Origin of the sequence: Clostridium fessum, assembly GCF_003024715.1 — a bacterium.
Classification (GTDB): Bacteria; Bacillota; Clostridia; order Lachnospirales; family Lachnospiraceae; genus Otoolea; species Otoolea fessa.
In genome coordinates this window covers 233,370-251,385 of sequence record NZ_PYLO01000004.1, presented here as the reverse complement: position 1 = coordinate 251,385, position 18,016 = coordinate 233,370, and the positions used below count along the sequence as shown (strand labels likewise).

The 18,016-nt window shown below is 50.6% G+C and carries 14 protein-coding genes; 3 read left to right on the top strand and 11 right to left on the bottom strand.

Features of this window, described 5'->3' with window-relative positions:
* Positions 1–55: 55 nt before the first annotated feature.
* The 7 genes from ilvD to scfA all read right to left on the bottom strand — a co-directional run bounded on the left by ilvD (position 56) and on the right by scfA (position 8,670).
* Complete coding sequence (gene ilvD, locus C7U56_RS12435; protein WP_107001470.1) at positions 56–1,732, bottom strand: dihydroxy-acid dehydratase; 1,677 nt, start codon at positions 1,730–1,732, stop codon at positions 56–58.
* A 145-nt stretch (positions 1,733–1,877) separates the two neighbouring features.
* Positions 1,878–2,963, bottom strand: coding sequence for a 3-isopropylmalate dehydrogenase (gene leuB, locus C7U56_RS12430; protein WP_107001469.1), 1,086 nt, complete (start codon positions 2,961–2,963; stop codon positions 1,878–1,880).
* 342 nt (positions 2,964–3,305) lie between these two features.
* Positions 3,306–3,581 carry a preprotein translocase subunit YajC gene (gene yajC / locus C7U56_RS12425; protein ID WP_022359870.1) on the bottom strand — a complete coding sequence of 92 codons (276 nt, stop codon included), beginning with the start codon at positions 3,579–3,581 and terminating at the stop codon, positions 3,306–3,308.
* A gap of 17 nt (positions 3,582–3,598) precedes the next feature.
* A complete protein-coding gene (gene tgt, locus C7U56_RS12420; protein WP_022359869.1) occupies positions 3,599–4,735 on the bottom strand; it encodes a tRNA guanosine(34) transglycosylase Tgt in 1,137 nt (378 codons plus the stop codon).
* Between the two features lie 17 nt (positions 4,736–4,752).
* Positions 4,753–6,915, bottom strand: a complete 2,163-nt coding sequence (gene secD / locus C7U56_RS12415; protein ID WP_107001468.1) for a protein translocase subunit SecD — start codon at positions 6,913–6,915, stop codon at positions 4,753–4,755.
* A 19-nt stretch (positions 6,916–6,934) separates the two neighbouring features.
* Positions 6,935–8,338: a thioether cross-link-forming SCIFF peptide maturase gene (scfB, locus tag C7U56_RS12410; protein ID WP_107001519.1), complete on the bottom strand. Its 1,404-nt coding sequence runs from the start codon at positions 8,336–8,338 to the stop codon at positions 6,935–6,937.
* Positions 8,339–8,523: 185 nt separating this feature from the next.
* On the bottom strand, positions 8,524–8,670 hold the full coding sequence (gene scfA / locus C7U56_RS12405; RefSeq protein ID WP_022359867.1) for a six-cysteine ranthipeptide SCIFF: 147 nt from the start codon (positions 8,668–8,670) through the stop codon (positions 8,524–8,526).
* Positions 8,671–9,006: 336 nt separating this feature from the next.
* Between scfA and C7U56_RS12400 the strand changes: the two genes are divergently transcribed.
* The gene (locus C7U56_RS12400) at positions 9,007–9,366 is read left to right on the top strand and encodes a TIGR04086 family membrane protein (protein WP_107001467.1); all 360 of its coding nucleotides are present in this window, start codon (positions 9,007–9,009) and stop codon (positions 9,364–9,366) included.
* On the opposite strand, the gene C7U56_RS12395 is transcribed toward C7U56_RS12400, so the two are convergent.
* On the bottom strand, positions 9,301–10,629 hold the full coding sequence (locus C7U56_RS12395; RefSeq protein WP_107001466.1) for an HlyC/CorC family transporter: 1,329 nt from the start codon (positions 10,627–10,629) through the stop codon (positions 9,301–9,303). The two genes, C7U56_RS12400 and C7U56_RS12395, sit on opposite strands and share 66 nt — an antisense overlap.
* A gap of 645 nt (positions 10,630–11,274) precedes the next feature.
* Between C7U56_RS12395 and C7U56_RS12385 the strand changes: the two genes are divergently transcribed.
* Positions 11,275–12,117, top strand: a complete 843-nt coding sequence (locus C7U56_RS12385; protein WP_107001464.1) for a BadF/BadG/BcrA/BcrD ATPase family protein — start codon at positions 11,275–11,277, stop codon at positions 12,115–12,117.
* Here C7U56_RS12385 and C7U56_RS12380 read toward each other — a convergent pair.
* Positions 12,047–12,586: a signal peptidase II gene (locus C7U56_RS12380; RefSeq protein ID WP_107001463.1), complete on the bottom strand. Its 540-nt coding sequence runs from the start codon at positions 12,584–12,586 to the stop codon at positions 12,047–12,049. The two genes, C7U56_RS12385 and C7U56_RS12380, sit on opposite strands and share 71 nt — an antisense overlap.
* 137 nt (positions 12,587–12,723) lie before the next feature.
* Here C7U56_RS12380 and C7U56_RS12375 point away from each other — a divergent pair, with 137 nt between their 5' ends.
* On the top strand, positions 12,724–14,415 hold the full coding sequence (locus tag C7U56_RS12375; RefSeq protein WP_107001462.1) for a S8 family peptidase: 1,692 nt from the start codon (positions 12,724–12,726) through the stop codon (positions 14,413–14,415).
* 110 nt (positions 14,416–14,525) lie between these two features.
* Here C7U56_RS12375 and clpX read toward each other — a convergent pair whose 3' ends face one another.
* Entirely contained in the window at positions 14,526–16,013 is a 1,488-nt protein-coding gene (gene clpX / locus C7U56_RS12370) for an ATP-dependent Clp protease ATP-binding subunit ClpX (RefSeq protein WP_107001461.1), read from the bottom strand.
* Positions 16,014–16,304: 291 nt separating this feature from the next.
* On the bottom strand, positions 16,305–17,834 hold the full coding sequence (locus tag C7U56_RS12365; protein ID WP_107001460.1) for a S1C family serine protease: 1,530 nt from the start codon (positions 17,832–17,834) through the stop codon (positions 16,305–16,307).
* Positions 17,835–18,016 lie beyond the last annotated feature (182 nt).

Genomic DNA, 18,016 nt, shown 5'->3' with positions numbered 1-18,016 from the left:
TGCATATCAAGCAGTACTTTTCGTCTCAAAAGCACCTGTCTGAAGCCCGCAATGATTACTTCTGTGTCTTCGGAACCTCCAGGATTGCGCCCCGGTTTCCGCTTGTTACAAGCGCTGCGTAACGTGCCAGGTATCCGGTCGTAACCTTCGGTTCTCTCGGCTGCCATTTCTTTCTTCTCTCTGCCAGCTCCTCGTCGGATACGAGTACGTTCAGGGAGTTATTGTTGATATCGATGGAAATAATATCGCCTTCCTCAACCAGCGCGATCGGTCCGCCGACTGCCGCCTCCGGAGAAACGTGTCCGATGGATGCACCTCTGGATGCGCCGGAGAAACGTCCGTCTGTGATCAGAGCTACGCTGGAACCAAGTCCCATACCTGCGATGGCAGAAGTCGGGTTCAGCATCTCACGCATGCCCGGACCGCCCTTCGGTCCCTCGTAACGGATGACAACAACATCGCCAGCCACGATCTTGCCGCCCTTGATCGCTGCAATCGCGTCTTCCTCACAGTCAAACACACGCGCTGGTCCCTGATGTACCAGCATCTCCGGTGCAACGGCAGAACGTTTTACAACGCCTGTATCCGGTGCCAGGTTTCCTTTCAAGATCGCAATACCGCCAGTCTGGCTGTACGGATTGTCGATCGGTCGGATAACCTCCGGATTCTTGTTGACACAGCCCTTGATATTCTCGCCAACGGTCTTGCCGGTTACGGTCATGCAGTCCAGATTCAGAAGGTTCTTCTTGGACAGCTCATTCATAACCGCATACACGCCTCCTGCCTCGTTCAGATCCTCCATATAGGTCGGACCTGCCGGCGCCAGATGGCACAGGTTCGGGGTGCGCTTGCTCATCTCATTGACCAGCTCCATGTTCAGGTCTACGCCTGCCTCATGTGCAATCGCCGGAAGATGCAGCATACTGTTGGTAGAACATCCGAGTGCCATATCCACGGTCAGTGCATTTAAAAATGCCTTTTCTGTCATAATATCTCTCGGACGGATGTTTTTCTCATACATCTCCATAACCTTCATACCAGCGTGTTTTGCCAGTTTGATTCGCTCGGAGTAAACTGCCGGAATCGTACCGTTGCCCTGAAGACCCATGCCGAGTACCTCGGTTAAGCAGTTCATGCTGTTGGCGGTGTACATACCGGAACAGGAACCGCAGGTCGGGCAGACCTTACATTCGAATTCTTTCACATCTTCTTCCGTCATGGTGCCTGCTGCGTAGGAACCAACTGCCTCAAACATGCTGGAAAGACTTCTCTTCTGTCCCTTTACATGACCGGCTAACATCGGACCGCCGCTGACAAATACAGTCGGTACATTGACGCGGGCTGCTGCCATCAGAAGTCCCGGTACATTTTTATCACAGTTTGGAACCATAACCAGCGCATCGAACTGATGTGCCAGCGCCATACATTCGGTGGAATCTGCGATCAGATCACGGGTAACCAGGGAATATTTCATGCCGACATGTCCCATGGCGATACCATCACAGACTGCGATCGCCGGAAATACAACCGGTGTGCCGCCAGCCATGGCTACGCCCAGCTTCACGGCATTTACAATCTTATCCAGGTTCATGTGTCCCGGAACAATCTCATTATAAGAACTTACGATACCGACGAGAGGTTTGTTCATCTCCTCTTCCGTCATACCGAGTGCATTAAACAAAGAACGGTGAGGTGCCTGCTGCATTCCTTTTCTTACTGCATCACTTTTCATCTTTTCGTCTCCTTCTATCTCTTTCGACGACCTCCGCCCCTGGTGGCAGGGGCGGTTTTTACGTTTATCTTTGATTCTATCGCATTTATGGAATTTTTGCAATCATAACTGTTCAGTGGCTTCGCAGCCATATACAATAATTCTTCTATTTAATTCTCTCGCAAATCAGTTTACCCATCTCTGTCGTTCCAACCTGCTTGCAGCCATCCGCCATGATATCCACGGTACGGTAGCCCTCGGTCAGTACCTGCTGTACGGCATCCTCGATGGCTTTTGCTTCCTTATCCAGATCGAAGGAATAGCGGAGCATCATCGCTGCAGAAAGAATAGTTGCGATCGGGTTTGCGATGTCCTTGCCTGCGATGTCCGGTGCGGAACCGTGGCTCGGCTCGTAGAGACCAAATTTGCCCTCGTTTAAGCTGGCCGAAGACAGCATACCGATGGAGCCGGTAATCATGCTTGCCTCGTCAGAAAGGATATCACCAAACATGTTCTCAGTCAGGATCACGTCGAACTGTCCCGGATTCATGACAAGCTGCATCGCGCAGTTATCAACCAGCATATGGGTCAGGGTAACTTCCGGATAATCTTTAGCAACTTCCTCGACTACCTTTCTCCACAGGCGGGAGGAATCCAGTACGTTTGCCTTATCGACGCTAATAACGCTCTTGCGGCGCTTCATCGCGATATCGAATGCCTTGATTGCGATCCGGCGGATCTCATTTTCATTGTAGGTCAGGGTATCTACCGCGGTCGTCACGCCATCAATCTCCTTCGTGTAACGGTCGCCGAAGTACAGACCGCCGGTCAGCTCACGCATGATAACCATATCGAAGCCGTCGCCGATGATCTCTTTCTTTAGCGGGCAGGCATCTGCCAGCTCTTTGTAGAGGTATGCCGGGCGGATATTCGCGAACAGTCCCAGACCTTTACGGATGGCAAGAAGACCGGCCTCCGGACGCAGGTTCGGAGCCACATCGTACCAGCGGGAATTTCCCACGTTGCCGCCGACTGCACCGAGCAGGACGGAATCACTCTTTTTCGCGGTCTCCAGTGCCTCATCGGTCAGCGGTACGCCGTACTCGTCGATGGAACAGCCGCCCATCAGGATTTTTGTATAATTAAATGTATGACCGTAGACGGCGCCCACCTTGTCCAGCACGCCGCATGCCTCTCTCACAATCTCCGGTCCGATTCCGTCGCCCGGAATCACAGTAATATTGCAATTCATAATAAAATACCTCCCTTGTTTCAAACGGTTACTTTTTATCATATCGGATTCCGTCCTATTTTGCAATCTTCTGACGAAGGAAAACCGGTATTCCCCATATAGTAATTTGGAATTTATTCTATAACCTGGGGTTATCTGTAAAATAAAAAAGAATGTGCCTTGGCACATTCTCGCGCCGAGCGCGGTCGCTTGCGACATGTTTCTGCTTCGCGCGAGTGCGCATCATTGGCACGTTAGTGCCTTTTTGTGTAATAGGGAATTCCAAGGAATTTCCTGTTACACAAAAAAAGGACCGCCGCCCCCATCGGGAGCTGCGATCCTCTCACTTTCTTACCGTTCTTCTTAGACTTCCGGTTTCTCAACCTGAACGATTGCATCCTTACGCATCGGGATGCGGCAGTTCTTGTTGCTTCCGAACTCTACGATTACAGTATCATCGGTCATATCGATAATCACGCCGTAGAAGCCGCTGGATGTCAGAACGCTGTCGCCTACTGCTACGGTTGCCATCAGTTCTGCCTGTTTTTTCTTTTCCTTGGACTGTGGACGGATTGCCATAAAATAGAAGATGGCAATGATAAATACAAGGTAAACGATCATTCCGCTTGTGCTGCTCATGTGGTATATTTCCTCCTTTAGTTCGATTCACCCATCATGCCTGCAAGTTTCTTTGCTTTATACTCAGCATAACAGTGATGTTCGATCGCGTCGCGAATCTCTTCCATCATTTTATTATAAAAATACAAATTATGCAAGACGCATAATCTCATCCCCAGCATTTCCTTCGCCTTAAACAGGTGGCGGATATATGCGCGGGAGTAAGAACGGCATGCCGGGCAGCCGCAGCCTTCCTCGATTGGGCGCGGATCCAGCTCATATTTGCTGTTCAGGAGATTTAATTTGCCATGGTTCGTGTATACATGGCTGTGGCGTCCATTCCGGGACGGGTACACACAGTCAAAGAAATCGACGCCCCGGTCTACCGCTTCCAGGATGTTTGCCGGTGTGCCAACGCCCATAAGATAAGTCGGCTTGTCCTCCGGCAGGTGCGGAACGACTGCATCCAGAATCCGATACATTTCCTCATGGCTCTCGCCAACTGCCAGACCTCCGACCGCATAGCCATCGAGGTTCATTTTGCTGATTTCCTTCGCGTGTTCGATACGGATATCCTCGTAAATCGCACCCTGATTGATACCAAACAGGAGCTGTTCCCGGTTGACCGTATCCGGCAGTGCATTGAGGCGTGCCATCTCATCCTTGCAGCGCGCCAGCCAGCGCGTCGTGCGCTCCACTGATTTCTGTACATAGTCCCGATCGGCAAGACTCGGCGGGCACTCATCAAATGCCATCGCGATCGTCGAACCTAAGTTGGACTGAATCTGCATACTTTCCTCCGGTCCCATGAAAATCTTGTGACCATCGATGTGGGAGTTAAAATAAACGCCCTCTTCTTTAATCTTCCGCAGTCCCGCCAGGGAAAACACCTGAAATCCGCCGGAATCCGTGAGGATCGGGCGATCCCAGTTCATAAATTTGTGCAGACCGCCAAACTGTCGGATCAGCTTGTCGCCGGTACGGACATGGAGGTGGTAGGTATTGGAAAGTTCCACCTGCGTGCCGATCGTGCGGAGATCATCGGTCGAAACCGCGCCCTTGATCGCCGCCACCGTGCCGACATTCATGAAAACAGGCGTCTGGATGGTTCCGTGGACCGTTTTCATTTCCGCGCGTTTTGCGCGGCCATCTTTGTATAAAATCTTGTATTCCATCTTTTTTCCTATACTTTTTACTTCTCTGCCTTTGCCTTCTTACCAACCGGTTTGGCATTCTTCTCCATGCGCTTTTTATTCAGCACATACCAGACAGAGCCGGACAGGCATACGGACGAATACGTACCGCAGATCAGACCTACCATCAGCGGAAGAGCAAACTCACGGATGGAAGATACACCCAGGATGTAAAGAATCAGGACCATGACGAAGGTCGTCAGCGTCGTGTTGATGCTTCGCGTCAGGGTCTGGCTGATACTGGTGTTGACGATCGTCTCAGCGGACTCTTTATTGCCCAGAAGCTTCATATTCTCACGGATACGGTCGAAGATAACGATCGTCGCGTTGATTGAGTAACCGACAATCGTCAGCATGCAGGCGATGAACGTCGAACCAACCGACCAGCGCAGCATCGCATAGCAGGTCAGGACAACCAGTACATCGTGCATCAGGGCAAGAACCGCGCCCGCCGCGAACGTGATATTGCTGAAACGGAACCAGATGTAGATCAACATGCAGATCGTCGCAATCGTAACCGCCACAATCGCATCGCGCTTCATCTCCTGGCTGACTGCACCGGAGATACTATCGGCTGTGATCTTCTCTTTATCCACACCAAACTGATCCGCCAGCGCCTGGTTTAACTCTTCGCGCTCGTCCATGTTCAGGGTACGTGTCTTGATGATAACCTCGTTGCTTCCGGCTACCTTCTGGGTCTGTGTGCCAGCTTCGCCGGTAATCTTTTCTACCACCGGAACCACCTGGGAGGAAATATCTTCCAGAGACATATCCTCGTTAAAGGTAACGTTTGTAGAAGTACCGCCTCTGAACTCCATGCTGTAGTTGAGCGGCACACCCATCGAAGACTGATTGTGAACCATGCTACCGACGCCTGCCAGAATGATCACGAGCGACAGAGCAAAGTAAAGCTTGCGGAATTTCAGGAACGGACGCGTCTTCATATCCTTGCGGCATCCGTAGAATTTCGCATCCTCAAAGCCCATCTCATAGAAGCAGTTCAGGGCAAATTTGGTTACAAACAGCGCCGTGAACATAGAAAGCACGATACCGATTGCCAGCGTCGCCGCAAAGCCCTTGACGGTACCGGAACCTCTCCAGAACAGAACCGCTGCCGCAATCAGGGTGGTTACGTTTCCGTCGATGATCGCGGAAAGTGCCTTGGCGAAACCTGCCTTGATCGCATTCTTGACGGATGTTCCCAGACCGATCTCCTCTTTGATACGGGTGAAAATGATAACGTTCGCATCCACCGCCATACCAATCGACAGGATGATACCAGCCACGCCCGGAAGCGTCAGAGTCACCTCAAATGCAACTAACAGGATCAGGATCAGACCGACATACAGGCACAGAGCCAGAGATGCAGCCAGACCCGGAAGCAGATATACGGCAATCATAAATACAATGACAATGGCAAATCCGATCAGACCTGCCTTTAAGCTGGTGGAGATCGCCTCCTGGCCCAGCTTCGCGCCAACTACGTTGGAACGCAGCTCTTCCAGCTCCAGGGACAGGGAACCGATACGGATCGTGGACGCAAGATTATTTGCCTCTTCATAATCCGCCATGCCGTCGATCTGGCACTGTCCGCCTGTGATCGCCTCACGGACGGTCGGAGCAGAAATAATCTGGTTATCATAAATGATATAAATTGGTTTTCCGACGCCATTCGTGGTCGCCTCAGCAAATGCCTGTTTACCTTCCTCGGTAAAGGTCAGAGAAACGACATACGCCTTGGAACCGGTCGCCTTATCCTCGGTCATGCCGGCTTTCGCGCTGGCAACCTGTTTACCATCAAGGATCTGATTTCCTTCAGAGTCCACGAAAATCAGGGAACCCGGTTTTCCTAACTCTTCCAGAATCGCGTTGGCATCCGATACACCCGGAATATCTACGTTGATACGGTTATTACCCTCCTGGTAAACCTCCGCCTCGGTACTGTAATTCTGTACACGCTGCTGGAGCTTGTAGATCGTATCCGCCATATCCTCGGAAGACGGATTTTCTTCTTTCGCCTGATAGGTAATGCTGACACCGCCAGCCAGGTCAAGACCCAGCTTGATCTGATTCATCGTCGAATAGCCGAAATAGCCGAATACGCCGATGGCAATCAGAAGGAGCAGCATCCCCAGGAAGCTTTTTCCTTTTTTGTTCTTCATTCCTCTCTCTCCTTGTTCTCTACTCGTCAGAGCCGTCTGCAAGAGCAGCTTTTATCATGATCGCGCACTCGATACGTTTTTTCTGCATCTCGCACCCGATATCATACGCATCCGTGATGGAACCGTGGAAGTTGTAGGAATTGGCCGCACAGCCGCCACTGCAGTAAAATCTGGCAAAGCAATCCCGACATTTGTCTTTCGCATAGACATTGCAGAGCTTGAACTCGTCGCGGACTGCCGTGTTGGTCACGCCCGTATCCACGTTGCCGAGCAGGAAATCTTCGTTTCCTACAAACTGATGGCACGGATAGAGGTCGCCCCACGGGGTAACTGCCAGATACTCAGTTCCTGAACCGCATCCGGACAGACGTTTTGCCACGCACGGTCCCTGTGTCAGATCGAGCATAAAGTGGAAGAACGTGAAGCCGCGTCCCTCTTTGTGTCTCTTGACATACTCTGCTGCCAGACGGTCATATTCCTCGAGAATCTGCGGAAGATCCGCCTCTTTGATCGCGTAAGGCTCTTCATCCGGTGCTACGACCGGCTCAACCGACATTTTCTTGAATCCAAGATCGGCAAAATGCAGAACATCTTTGCCAAAATCCAGGTTGTTGTGTGTGAAGGTACCACGCACGAAATAATCGCGGTCTCCGCGCTTCTCTGCAAATTTCTGGAACTTCGGCACGATCAGGTCGTAGCTTCCGGTTCCGTTGCGGAATGGGCGCATCTTGTCGTTGACCTCTTTTCGTCCATCCAGACTGAGCACGACGTTTGACATCTCGCGGTTGCAGAATTCCATAATTTCATCGTTTAACAGAACGCCGTTGGTGGTCAGTGTGAAACGGAATTTCTTGTTGTGCGCCTCTTCCTGGGAACGTCCGTACTCGACTAACTGTTTAACCACCTGCCAGTTCATCAGCGGCTCGCCGCCGAAGAAATCGACTTCCAGGTTCCGGCGGTTTCCAGAATTGGCAATCAGGAAATCCAGCGCTTTCTTGCCGACCTCAAATGTCATCAGCGCTCTGCGTCCATGATACTCGCCCTCTTCTGCAAAGCAGTACTGACAGGCAAGGTTGCAGTCATGCGCGATATGCAGGCAGAGTGCCTTGACAACCGTCTGGCGCTTCTTGAAATCCATAACGAAGTTTTTGTAAATGTCAGCGGTAAAGAGTTCTTCCTGATCGATGAGCTCCTGAATGTCCTCAAACGCCTCTCTGATCTCTTCCTGGCTGTATTTCTCTTTTAATGCTGCCGCCGTCTCGTCTTTCAGAGACTGGGCAATCTGAAACGGCTTCTCGCTATCCGGAATCCGCTCCGATAAAAAGGAAATCACATCGTACAGAAGCGGATCGACCGAATGGACGGAGCCACTGTTGACATCCAGTACGATATAATATCCATTATTTATATACTGATGAATCACTGTCTTTCTCCTTCTATAAGACATAGGCAGGCAGACAACCCGGAACATATGCAGTCCTCTCCTCGGACCGCGCTCCGTCTTGTCTGCCTCCCTGTGTCAACTCTGCGTTTTCTCAGACTCCAGCTCTCCCACTCATGAAAAGCTCTGATTTATCAGAAAACGCCTCATTTGTTTTGTACTGCCAATTAGCGGTTCTGGTTCTCGCAGCTCTGGTTACCTACAGTACAGGATGTCTTACATGCAGACTGGCAGGATGTCTGGCACTCGCCGCAGCCGCCTTTCTTCATGCTGTTCTTCAGTGTGCTTGCGCTCAGTGTCTTTACGTGTTTCATCTCTATGTCCTCCTTCATTTTTTTAGTATATAAAGTCCTACAGATTATATCATATGTTGCCCGCTTGTGCAAGCATTTCAATTTACCGTGTTTCTCACAGATTCCGGCTTTTTTGGAACTGTTCACGGGTAGGCACTTTTGGAACCGAAAGTGCCGTAAGAAAACGTGGTGGCAGCAGGAATTTGCCGTATTGAGATGCGAAGCCACGGCAAATTCCGTTACTGGGCACGTATGCGTGAACAGTAACGCTTGTTTGTAACAATGTTTCATTCTGCAGGCATATTTGTCCTTCTTTGTTCATACGAATAGAAAAAGAATGCACACAGGTATTTTATCATGGAAAAATCAGCTATCCAGATTCTGCTCCGTTCTTCCCTCTTCTCCTACGCGGCAACCGCTGTCTTTCTGCTTCTGCTCGCGTTTGGGATGTACCGGTTTCAGTGGGGTGAAAAGGAAATCACGCTAGGAGTGCGCGGCATCTACATTCTCGCCTGCTTTCTGGCAGGACTCGTCGCCGGAAAGAAAGCAAAAAGGCGCCGGTTCCTCTGGGGATTCTGTGCCGGCGCCCTTTATTTTCTTATTTTTCTAGCCCTGTCTTTTGCGATCCGACAGTCCCTCAAGGAGACTGCCTCATCCCTGCTGCTTTCCTTCGCCCTCTGCGCCGGAAGCGGCACCATCGGCGGTATGTTTAGCTAACGCCGCCTCCGACGGGCTTAACAGGTACAGATGAATCTTATCGATCCGGTTCTTATCCACACATTCGACGACGAGGCGGACGTTTTCCACCACAACCTCTTCTTTTTCCTGTGGAAGATGGTTCAAAAGTCCGATCACCAGTCCGCCAATGGAATCATATTCGTCTGACTGGAGTTCCAGATTCAGGCGTTCATCCAGATCGTCAAGTTTGACCGAACCGTCTACCATGTATTCCCGCGGGGCGATGCGCTGTATGGACTTTTCCTCGTCTCCATCGTACTCGTCCCGGATATCTCCGACAATCTCCTCCAGCATATCTTCCAGCGTGATAAGACCGACCGTCGAACCGTACTCGTCGAGCACGATCACGATGCTGATCGCTGCTTTCCGCATCTCGCGCATCAGCTCAGCAACCTTCTTAAACTCATATGTATAGAGAGGTTTCCGCAGATATTTCCGGACAGAAAAGCCCTCTTCCCCGCCTTTTAAGAAAATATCCTTGATGTTCAGAACACCGATGACATTGTCCGTCGTCTCCTCATAGACCGGGTAACGCGTGTATTTCTCACTGCGGAATACCTCCATCAGCTCGTCATACGTCGCATCCACGTCCACAAACGTCATGTTGACCTTCGGAAGCATGACATCGCGCGCCACGGCGTCCCCAAAATCAAACACATTGTTGATCATCTTCTTCTCTTCGGACTCGATGACGCCCTCTTCGTGGCTGACCTCCACGATCGTCCGCAGCTCATCCTCCGTGATGGACTCGCCCTTTGCCTTCACATCCACGCGAAGCAGCTTCAACACTAAAAACGAGAGCTGGTTGACCACAAAAATGACCGGTGTCAGCACCGTCATGATATAATAAATGATTTTAGCGAACCGAAATGCAATCCGCTCAGCCTGTATAGTCGCAACCGTCTTCGGCGTGATCTCGCCGAAAATCAGGATTAAAAGCGTCAGAATGCCCGTCGCAATCCCTACGATCTTGTTACCCCAGATGTGGGTGGCAAGAACCGTCGCAAGAGAAGACGCATACAGGTTTACCACATTGTTGCCGATCAGAATCGCACTCAGCATTTTGCTCGGATCCTCTATGATCTTCAATACATACTCTGCCTGCTTATCGCCATTCTCCGCCAGCGTCCGCACCCGGATCTTGTTGACCGTCGTCAGCGCCGTCTCCGTCGAAGAAAAGAAAGCCGACATCAAAAGCAGAAGTATCAAAATCAATAGCTGTATCCCATCACCAGAACTCAAAAAACTCAACTCCTATCTCCCCATGTAGGGGATTACTCTTTTTTAAGGTTGATTCTACCGTATTTCATAGGTTCTGTCAATAAATACAGGCTTGCATTTCCATACTTCTGCCGTCTCCGGGAGTTTGACCGTTGAATAATAGAAAAATACCTTGCAGGCCGCATAGAACCTGCTTTTTTTTGTGTCAAAAAAATTCGGAGTCTTTTTATATTGCAAAAAGCTATATTAATAACGAGGGAAAAAGTACATCTGTTAATGTGCGTAAACTGGGAACACTTAAAGAACTCCTTATTAAACATGGACCTCATACTCTCTGCTCCACCATGCCTGATATCCCGTATTTTCGGTCACTATTTCCTTATCATTAAAGCATATTTCAGTCTCTGCCGGAATCTCAACAAAGCTTGGGCGTGACATATAAATCTTTATGTTATCCATTTGAAATATCATTTTAAGAACATTCGGACCACATTCTTCCATTGCACTTTATTTTACTTTACCCTATAATGTTTATAAAAACAATCCAATTCTTACAGTCATAAAAGATACAAACCAGCGTTACTGTTCACGGATAGGCACTTTTGGAACCGAAAGTGCCGTAAGGAAACGCGGTGGCAGCAGGAATATCATAAAGGAGATAAGCAAATGAATTTATCCCTCGGAATCGACATCGGCAGTTCCAGCACCAAGGCGGCGGCGCTGGATGAGCATGGCACTCTGCTTGGTACGCTTCAGGTTCACGCGGATGACCCGCGCACCTCGGCTTACGGTGTTCTCGGGCGTTTCCTGGATCAGCAGGGCGCTTCGTTTGACGATGTTGAAAAAATCGTCCTGACCGGGCTCGGTTCGACGTATTTCCATGAAAATATCTTCGGCATCCCGACCATCCATGCCCTGGAACTGGATGCCATCGGACACGGCGGCCTATACCTGTCCGGGCTTGACGAAGCGCTGGTGGTCAGCCTTGGAACCGGCTCTGCCTTTATCCGCGCTTCCAGGACAAACGGCTTCCGTCATCTGGGCGGAAGCGGCGTCGGCGGTGGGACACTTGCCGGCATGGCGGAGCGCTTTCTCGGCGTCACCGACATTTTTGCCCTCTCAGAGATGGCGCTGCGCGGCAATAAGGCCATGGCAGATCTCCGCATCGCCGACGTGCAGGAGGAAGATGTCCCGGGACTTGCCGCCGACTTAACCGCTGCCAATTTTGGGCGAATCAAAAGCGGCGCCTCGGATGCTGACCTGGCTGCCGCTCTTTTCAATATGATTTATGAAAATGTGGGTGTGATGGCGTCCCTGGCTCTCAGCCAGGACACCACCCGGAATGTCGTCCTGACCGGTTCTCTCGCCAGCCTTGCACCTGCTGCAAAGACCTTTGACATTTTCAATCAGATGCACGATGTCTTTGGAATCGACTATATCATTCCGCCTCATCCGTCTTTCGCCACGGCAGTCGGAGCGCTTTTATGTGAGCCTCTGCCGGAGAACTAAGATCACGGACGGCTCCCAGCAGATCGGAGGCTGCGATCAGGGCGCTTCCTGCGAAGATAAAAAAGTCTCCCAGATTAAAGACGACCTTTTCCAGGTATTTACACCGGATGCTGAAATAATCTACCACATAACCGCGTTTGAGGCGGTCATACAGGTTACTTAAACCACCCGCCGTGATGAGGGCAAAACCGATCCGATCGGCTTTTCTGCCTTCGTCCCGGCACAATAACCATGTCAGAATGCCCGCTGCCGCCGAGGTAAAGACAACCGGCACCATGCGGACCAGTTCTTTCTTTTCTTTTTTTACTCCAAAACAGAAACCGTCGTTGTGATTGCGGTACAGGCGGATCTTTCCATGGCTTTTTTCCATGTCGCGCGGAAAATCTTCCGGTTTCTGGGCTTCTATGTTTTCCTTGCAGAAATAATCGATGCCGAACAGGGCAGCTATCATATACAGGTATTTTTTCATAAGGGCACCTCCTCATATAAATGTCATTATCTAACTTATATTTATTATAACAAGTTTTTCCGACAGAGTATAGGGAAGCTTTCGTATTTTACCGCATATCTTATCTTAAATTCTAAAAAATCTCTATGGAAAACGCTATGAATTGCTCTTCTCTTCCAGACAACCAAACCGCCGATTTTATCGAACGTTTTTTTCCTTTTACCTATAACCAGATTTTGGAAAATGATTCCGGCTGCTATGATTTTGTCAATCATGAGTATGTGATCTGGCACCGGTCTCTGGCGGAGGCGCTGCCGCTCTCAGTCCAGCAGTATGGCTATGACTCGATCCCGAATCTTTATACCATATTAGATACATCCAGCCTGGACAGCGCAGGAATTTCCCGGACGGCAGAACAGCCCTTCCTGGGAAACAAGGGGCGCGGGACGCTGATTGGAATTGTGGATACGGGGATCGATTATACAAATCCCTTGTTACGCGATCCGGATGGAAGCACGCGCATCGCCGCCATCTGGGATCAGACGGTTCCGGGCACGGGGCTTAGCACGCCGGATCCGATCGATGCGCTGCACTACGGAAGTGTCTACCAGCGTTCCCACATCAACGAGGCGCTGCGCTCGGAAGATCCGCATTCCATCGTCCCCACCTCGGATCCTCTCCGCCACGGCACGCAGATGGCGCTGGTCGCCGCCGGTTCCGAAGATGCCGATGCTTTTTTCTCCGGGGCGGCGCCGGAATCGGAACTGGTCGTTGTACGCTTGAAACCAGCCAGAACCTATCTTCGCGATTTTTTTCTGATCCGCGAGGATGCCATCGCCTTTCAGGAGGACGACATCATGCTCGGAATCAAGTTTCTTCTTTATATTGCCAGGCAGGAGAAAAAGCCCCTTGTGATCCTGCTGGGTCTTGGCACCAATACCGGAAGCCACAGCGGCACTTCGCCGCTTGGTCTATATCTGAACAGCCTGTCGCGCGCCAGCGGGCAGATTCTGGTCGCCGCCGGAGGCAATGAAACCGGGCGCGGGCACCATTTTCGCAGTGTATTTCCTGCTTCCACCTCCTATGAGGATGTGGAACTGCGGGTCGGTCCCGGCGAACGGGGATTTACGCTGGAACTGTGGGCGCGTGAATCGGAGCTTTACAGTGTCGGATTTTTATCCCCCTCCGGCGACGAAACGGGACGCATCCGGCTCTCCGGCGACGAAGAACGCCGGATTCCCTTTCTTCTGGAAGGAACGACCATTCACCTCAACTATACCAGCTCCGAGCTGGCGACCGGAAGCGAACTGATCCTGATGCGCTTTGATGCCCCCGCCGCCGGAATCTGGAAAATCCGCGTCTACCATACGCTCTCGATTCAGGGTGAATATCATATGTGGCTGCCGGTGCACGGCTTTATCTCGGATGAAACCTTCTTTCTGCGCCCGGATCCGGACACAACCATCACCGATCCGGGCAATACAGCAGCCATCATCACCACCGCCGCCTACAGCCACCAGACGGGCGGGATCTATCTGCATTCCAGCCGCGGTTTTACCCGCACCAGAACTATCAAGCCCGACCTTGCCGCCCCCGGCGTCCGGCTCCCGCTTCCCGATTATCAGGAGGTAACCGGAACCTCATTTGCCGCCGCCATGACCGCCGGAGCCGCCGCGATCCTGCTCTCCTGGTCTGCCTATACGCCATCAGCCCCGCGGATCAACACCTCGATTGCCAAGGCATTTCTGATCCGCGGGGCTGACCGCCGAAATTCCATCGAATATCCCAGCCGGGAGTGGGGGTATGGGACGTTAAACCTATATAACTCTTTTTTATCCATGAGAAGTTAATTAACTTCTGCTGTTTTCTCTTCACACACAAATTGCTTTTCCGGATCCTTACATCGCTAACTTTCACCACATACATGACACCGTTCACCGATCATGTTCCTGAAAAACTATTATCCCCGCATCTCTATCCGCGGACCGCCATTCTTCTCCAGATACGGGCGCGTAATCACAACGGATCCGATATTCGGATCTTTCGGGATCTCATACATGATATCCATCATAAAATCCTCTAAAATGGCACGCAGCGCACGGGCACCCGTATCTTTTTCCAGCGCCCGCTCGGCGATCCACTCCAGTGCATCGTCCTCAAACACCAGTTTGACCTCATCCAGCGCCAGCAGGCGCTCATACTGCTTGAGGATCGCATTTTTCGGTTCTTTCAGAATCCGCATCAGCAATTCCTTTGTCAGCCCCTGCAGGCTCACAAGCACCGGCAGACGTCCGAGAAACTCTGGAATCATGCCAAAATTCCGCAGATCTTCCGTTGTCACCTGGCTCAAAATATCCGGATCATTGTCAAATTCATCCTTCAAATGGGAGTTGAAGCCCATCGTGGAACGCTTTTTCAGGCGCTCCTTGATGATATCATCCAATCCCGGAAACGCGCCGCCACAGATAAACAGGATGTTGTTCGTATCCACAGTCGCCATCGGCGTGAGTGCATTCTTCTGGTTTGAGCCGACCGGCACCTCTACCTGGCTGCCTTCCAGAAGTTTTAAAAGCTCCTGCTGTACCGACTCACCGCTGACATCGCGGCTCATCGTATTTTTCTTTTTCGCAATTTTATCGATCTCATCGATGAAAATGATGCCTTGCTCAGCTTTCTCCACATCATTTCCAGCCGCTGCCAGAAGCTTGGAGACTACGCTTTCTATATCATCTCCGATATATCCAGCTTCCGTGAGCGCCGTCGCATCCGCGATCGCCAGCGGCACATCCAAAAGCTTCGCCAGCGTCTTGACCAGGTACGTTTTTCCGCTTCCGGTCGGTCCCAGCATCAGGATGTTGGATTTCTCAATCTCCGGCTCGCCGCCCTGCATCTGCATTCCCTGTGCCGCCGCGTTTTCCGCCTTTTCTTCCGTATTTTCATTTGCCCGGAGCTCGTCCTGCTGCCGGAGAATCACGCGCTTATAATGGTTGTAGACTGCCACTGAAACTGCCCGTTTCGCCCGCTCCTGCCCGATCACATACGCATCCAGCTGCGCCTTGATCTGGTGCGGTGCCGGAACACCCTTCATCGTCAGAAGTTTCTCCGCGTCTTTTGCCTTGCTCTTTTTCTTGATCTTATTCTTCTCTGGAATTTCTGTATTCGGCATCTGCATGCCCGCAAAATCATTGAGATTCATGTTCATAAACGGCATATTTTGAAGCTTGGAAAAGTCCATGCCCGACTTGGAAATCGAGTCAAATGCTTTCTGCATACACTCATGGCAGAAATTCATCCCGCCCGGCATCGTGATCATCTCTCCCGCCTTGCTCTCCGGGCGGCGGCAGACGTAGCAGATTTTCTCGTAATCATCCGAATGATCTGTACTGGTTTTATTTGTATCTGTTTCGTTTATATTGGTTGTCGTATCTATATTCTGGTTATCACTCATATTTTTATATTTCCTCCAATCTGAAAGCACCTTTTCATTTTATCATAGCTTGCGAAAAACGTAAATCATAACAGCAGCCGTCATTTCATTTTAAAAATAAAAAAATTTCCTATGAAACAAAAAGACAGATGAATCACCGCCCTCTCTGATTACAAGAGGATCTACCGGCGGTTCACCTGCCTTCTTTTCTATATCTTCCTGATTTTATTCATTTCCGCTTCGCAACAGTTCCGTATCTTCACCGTTACGGGCAAATATCCATTCCAGTCCACTTCGCTGATGGGATATTTTCTATCTTTCCAGTTTTCTCTGCGGACTTGCCTGTGATTCACTCCGGCTCTCGTTCTGGCTATCCTGGCTCTGCGGCATATCGCTCTTGGAGCCCAGTGTAATCTGTACGTTTCTCTCGACATATTTGCCATTTTCCAGACTCTGTACCGTCATGGTAACGGTGGAACCTGCCTTATAGTAAGTCAGCATTTTCTTGAGATCATCACCATTCTTTACCTTCTCACCGTCAAACTTGGTGATAATATCGCGCTCCCGCAGATCCGACCTGGATGCCGCGCCGCCCGCAACAATCTTGTATACATAGATACCTTCCGGCATGCCATACGCCTGCGCCATCTGGCTGTCGATATTCTGAAGCTGGATTCCCAGATAGCCCTGCTCATTCTCATCGACAGCTACCTTCGTCGTCTTCGTCATCAGGTCGCTGATAATATCCTTTGCCTGTGAAATCGGGATCGCATAGCCGATGCCCTCAACACTGGTGTCCGAATACTTCGCCGCATTGATGCCGATAACTTCACCGTTCATATTTAAAAGTGCGCCGCCGCTGTTGCCTGGGTTGATCGCCGCATCGACCTGCAGAAGTGTCCGCTCTACGTCGTTGATGGTTATCTTTTTATTTAAAGCGCTGACATAACCGACGGTAACCGACTGCCCCTGTCCCAGTGCGTTACCGATTGCCACAACACCCTGTCCCAGCTTCAGGGAATCAGAATCGCCCAGATCGGCTGCCTTAATCTGTTTTCTCGTTTCTTCCGGTATATCTGAAAGCTGTACGGCAATGACTGCCAGATCCGAATCGGAATCAGTACCTTTGACCGCTGCCTTAACGCTCTGGTTATCAATAAAGGTAACCGAAAGTTCCTCGGAATCTTCAACGACATGGTTATTGGTAATAATCAGAAGTTCCGTGTCATTCTGTCCGGCAATGATTCCTGAACCGCTGCTCGGCACCTCGTACTGCTGCTGACCAAACAGCCAGTTGTTCTGTGTATAAATCATCTTGTTGTTGATCGCTACAACGGACGGCATCGCTTTCTCTACAATCGAAGAAACATCGTTGCCAATGGAGGCCTGCGTTTTAGTGCCCGCATCTGCCTGTGTCTCCTGGGAAACCTGACCGATCGTTTCCTGTGCGGTCTCACCCGGAAGAAGCCGGTTTGAAAGTGCATTCACGCCAACCATGGTTCCGCCTGCCACACAGCCAAACAAAATGCCCGACATCACAAGTGCCGCAATTTTCTTACCAGTATTCTTAGAGCCATGTCCCCGGCCACTCCGTTCTTCCGGAATATAGCTGCGTTCCGGCTGCTTCTCTGCATTCTCTTTCGGGTCTGCTCCGGCTGCTGCCTCCGGTTCTCCATCGAGACTGCCCCGGTAACGGGAATCATGATAACCGCCATAATCGGAAGTTTCTTCTTTTTTAGCAGTATCGTTATTCTTTTCCTCATAAGCGCTGTCCGAATAAGCGCCCTCCGTATAATCTACATCCTGATCGTGTCTCTCATTTCTTTCATTCTCGTCATACATATATTCATACCTCCTGTTCTCAGGAATCACAGCCGCGTACTGTCCATTTTGCGAACCTTCCCGCAGCGGATTGTTCATACTCTTATATTCTGTCTCAGGCTTTCTGCCCTCTCTCTGTTTACATGAGATAGTCTATCAGTTATTTGTGATGTAATTGTGAAAATAAAATCATAAATCTGTGA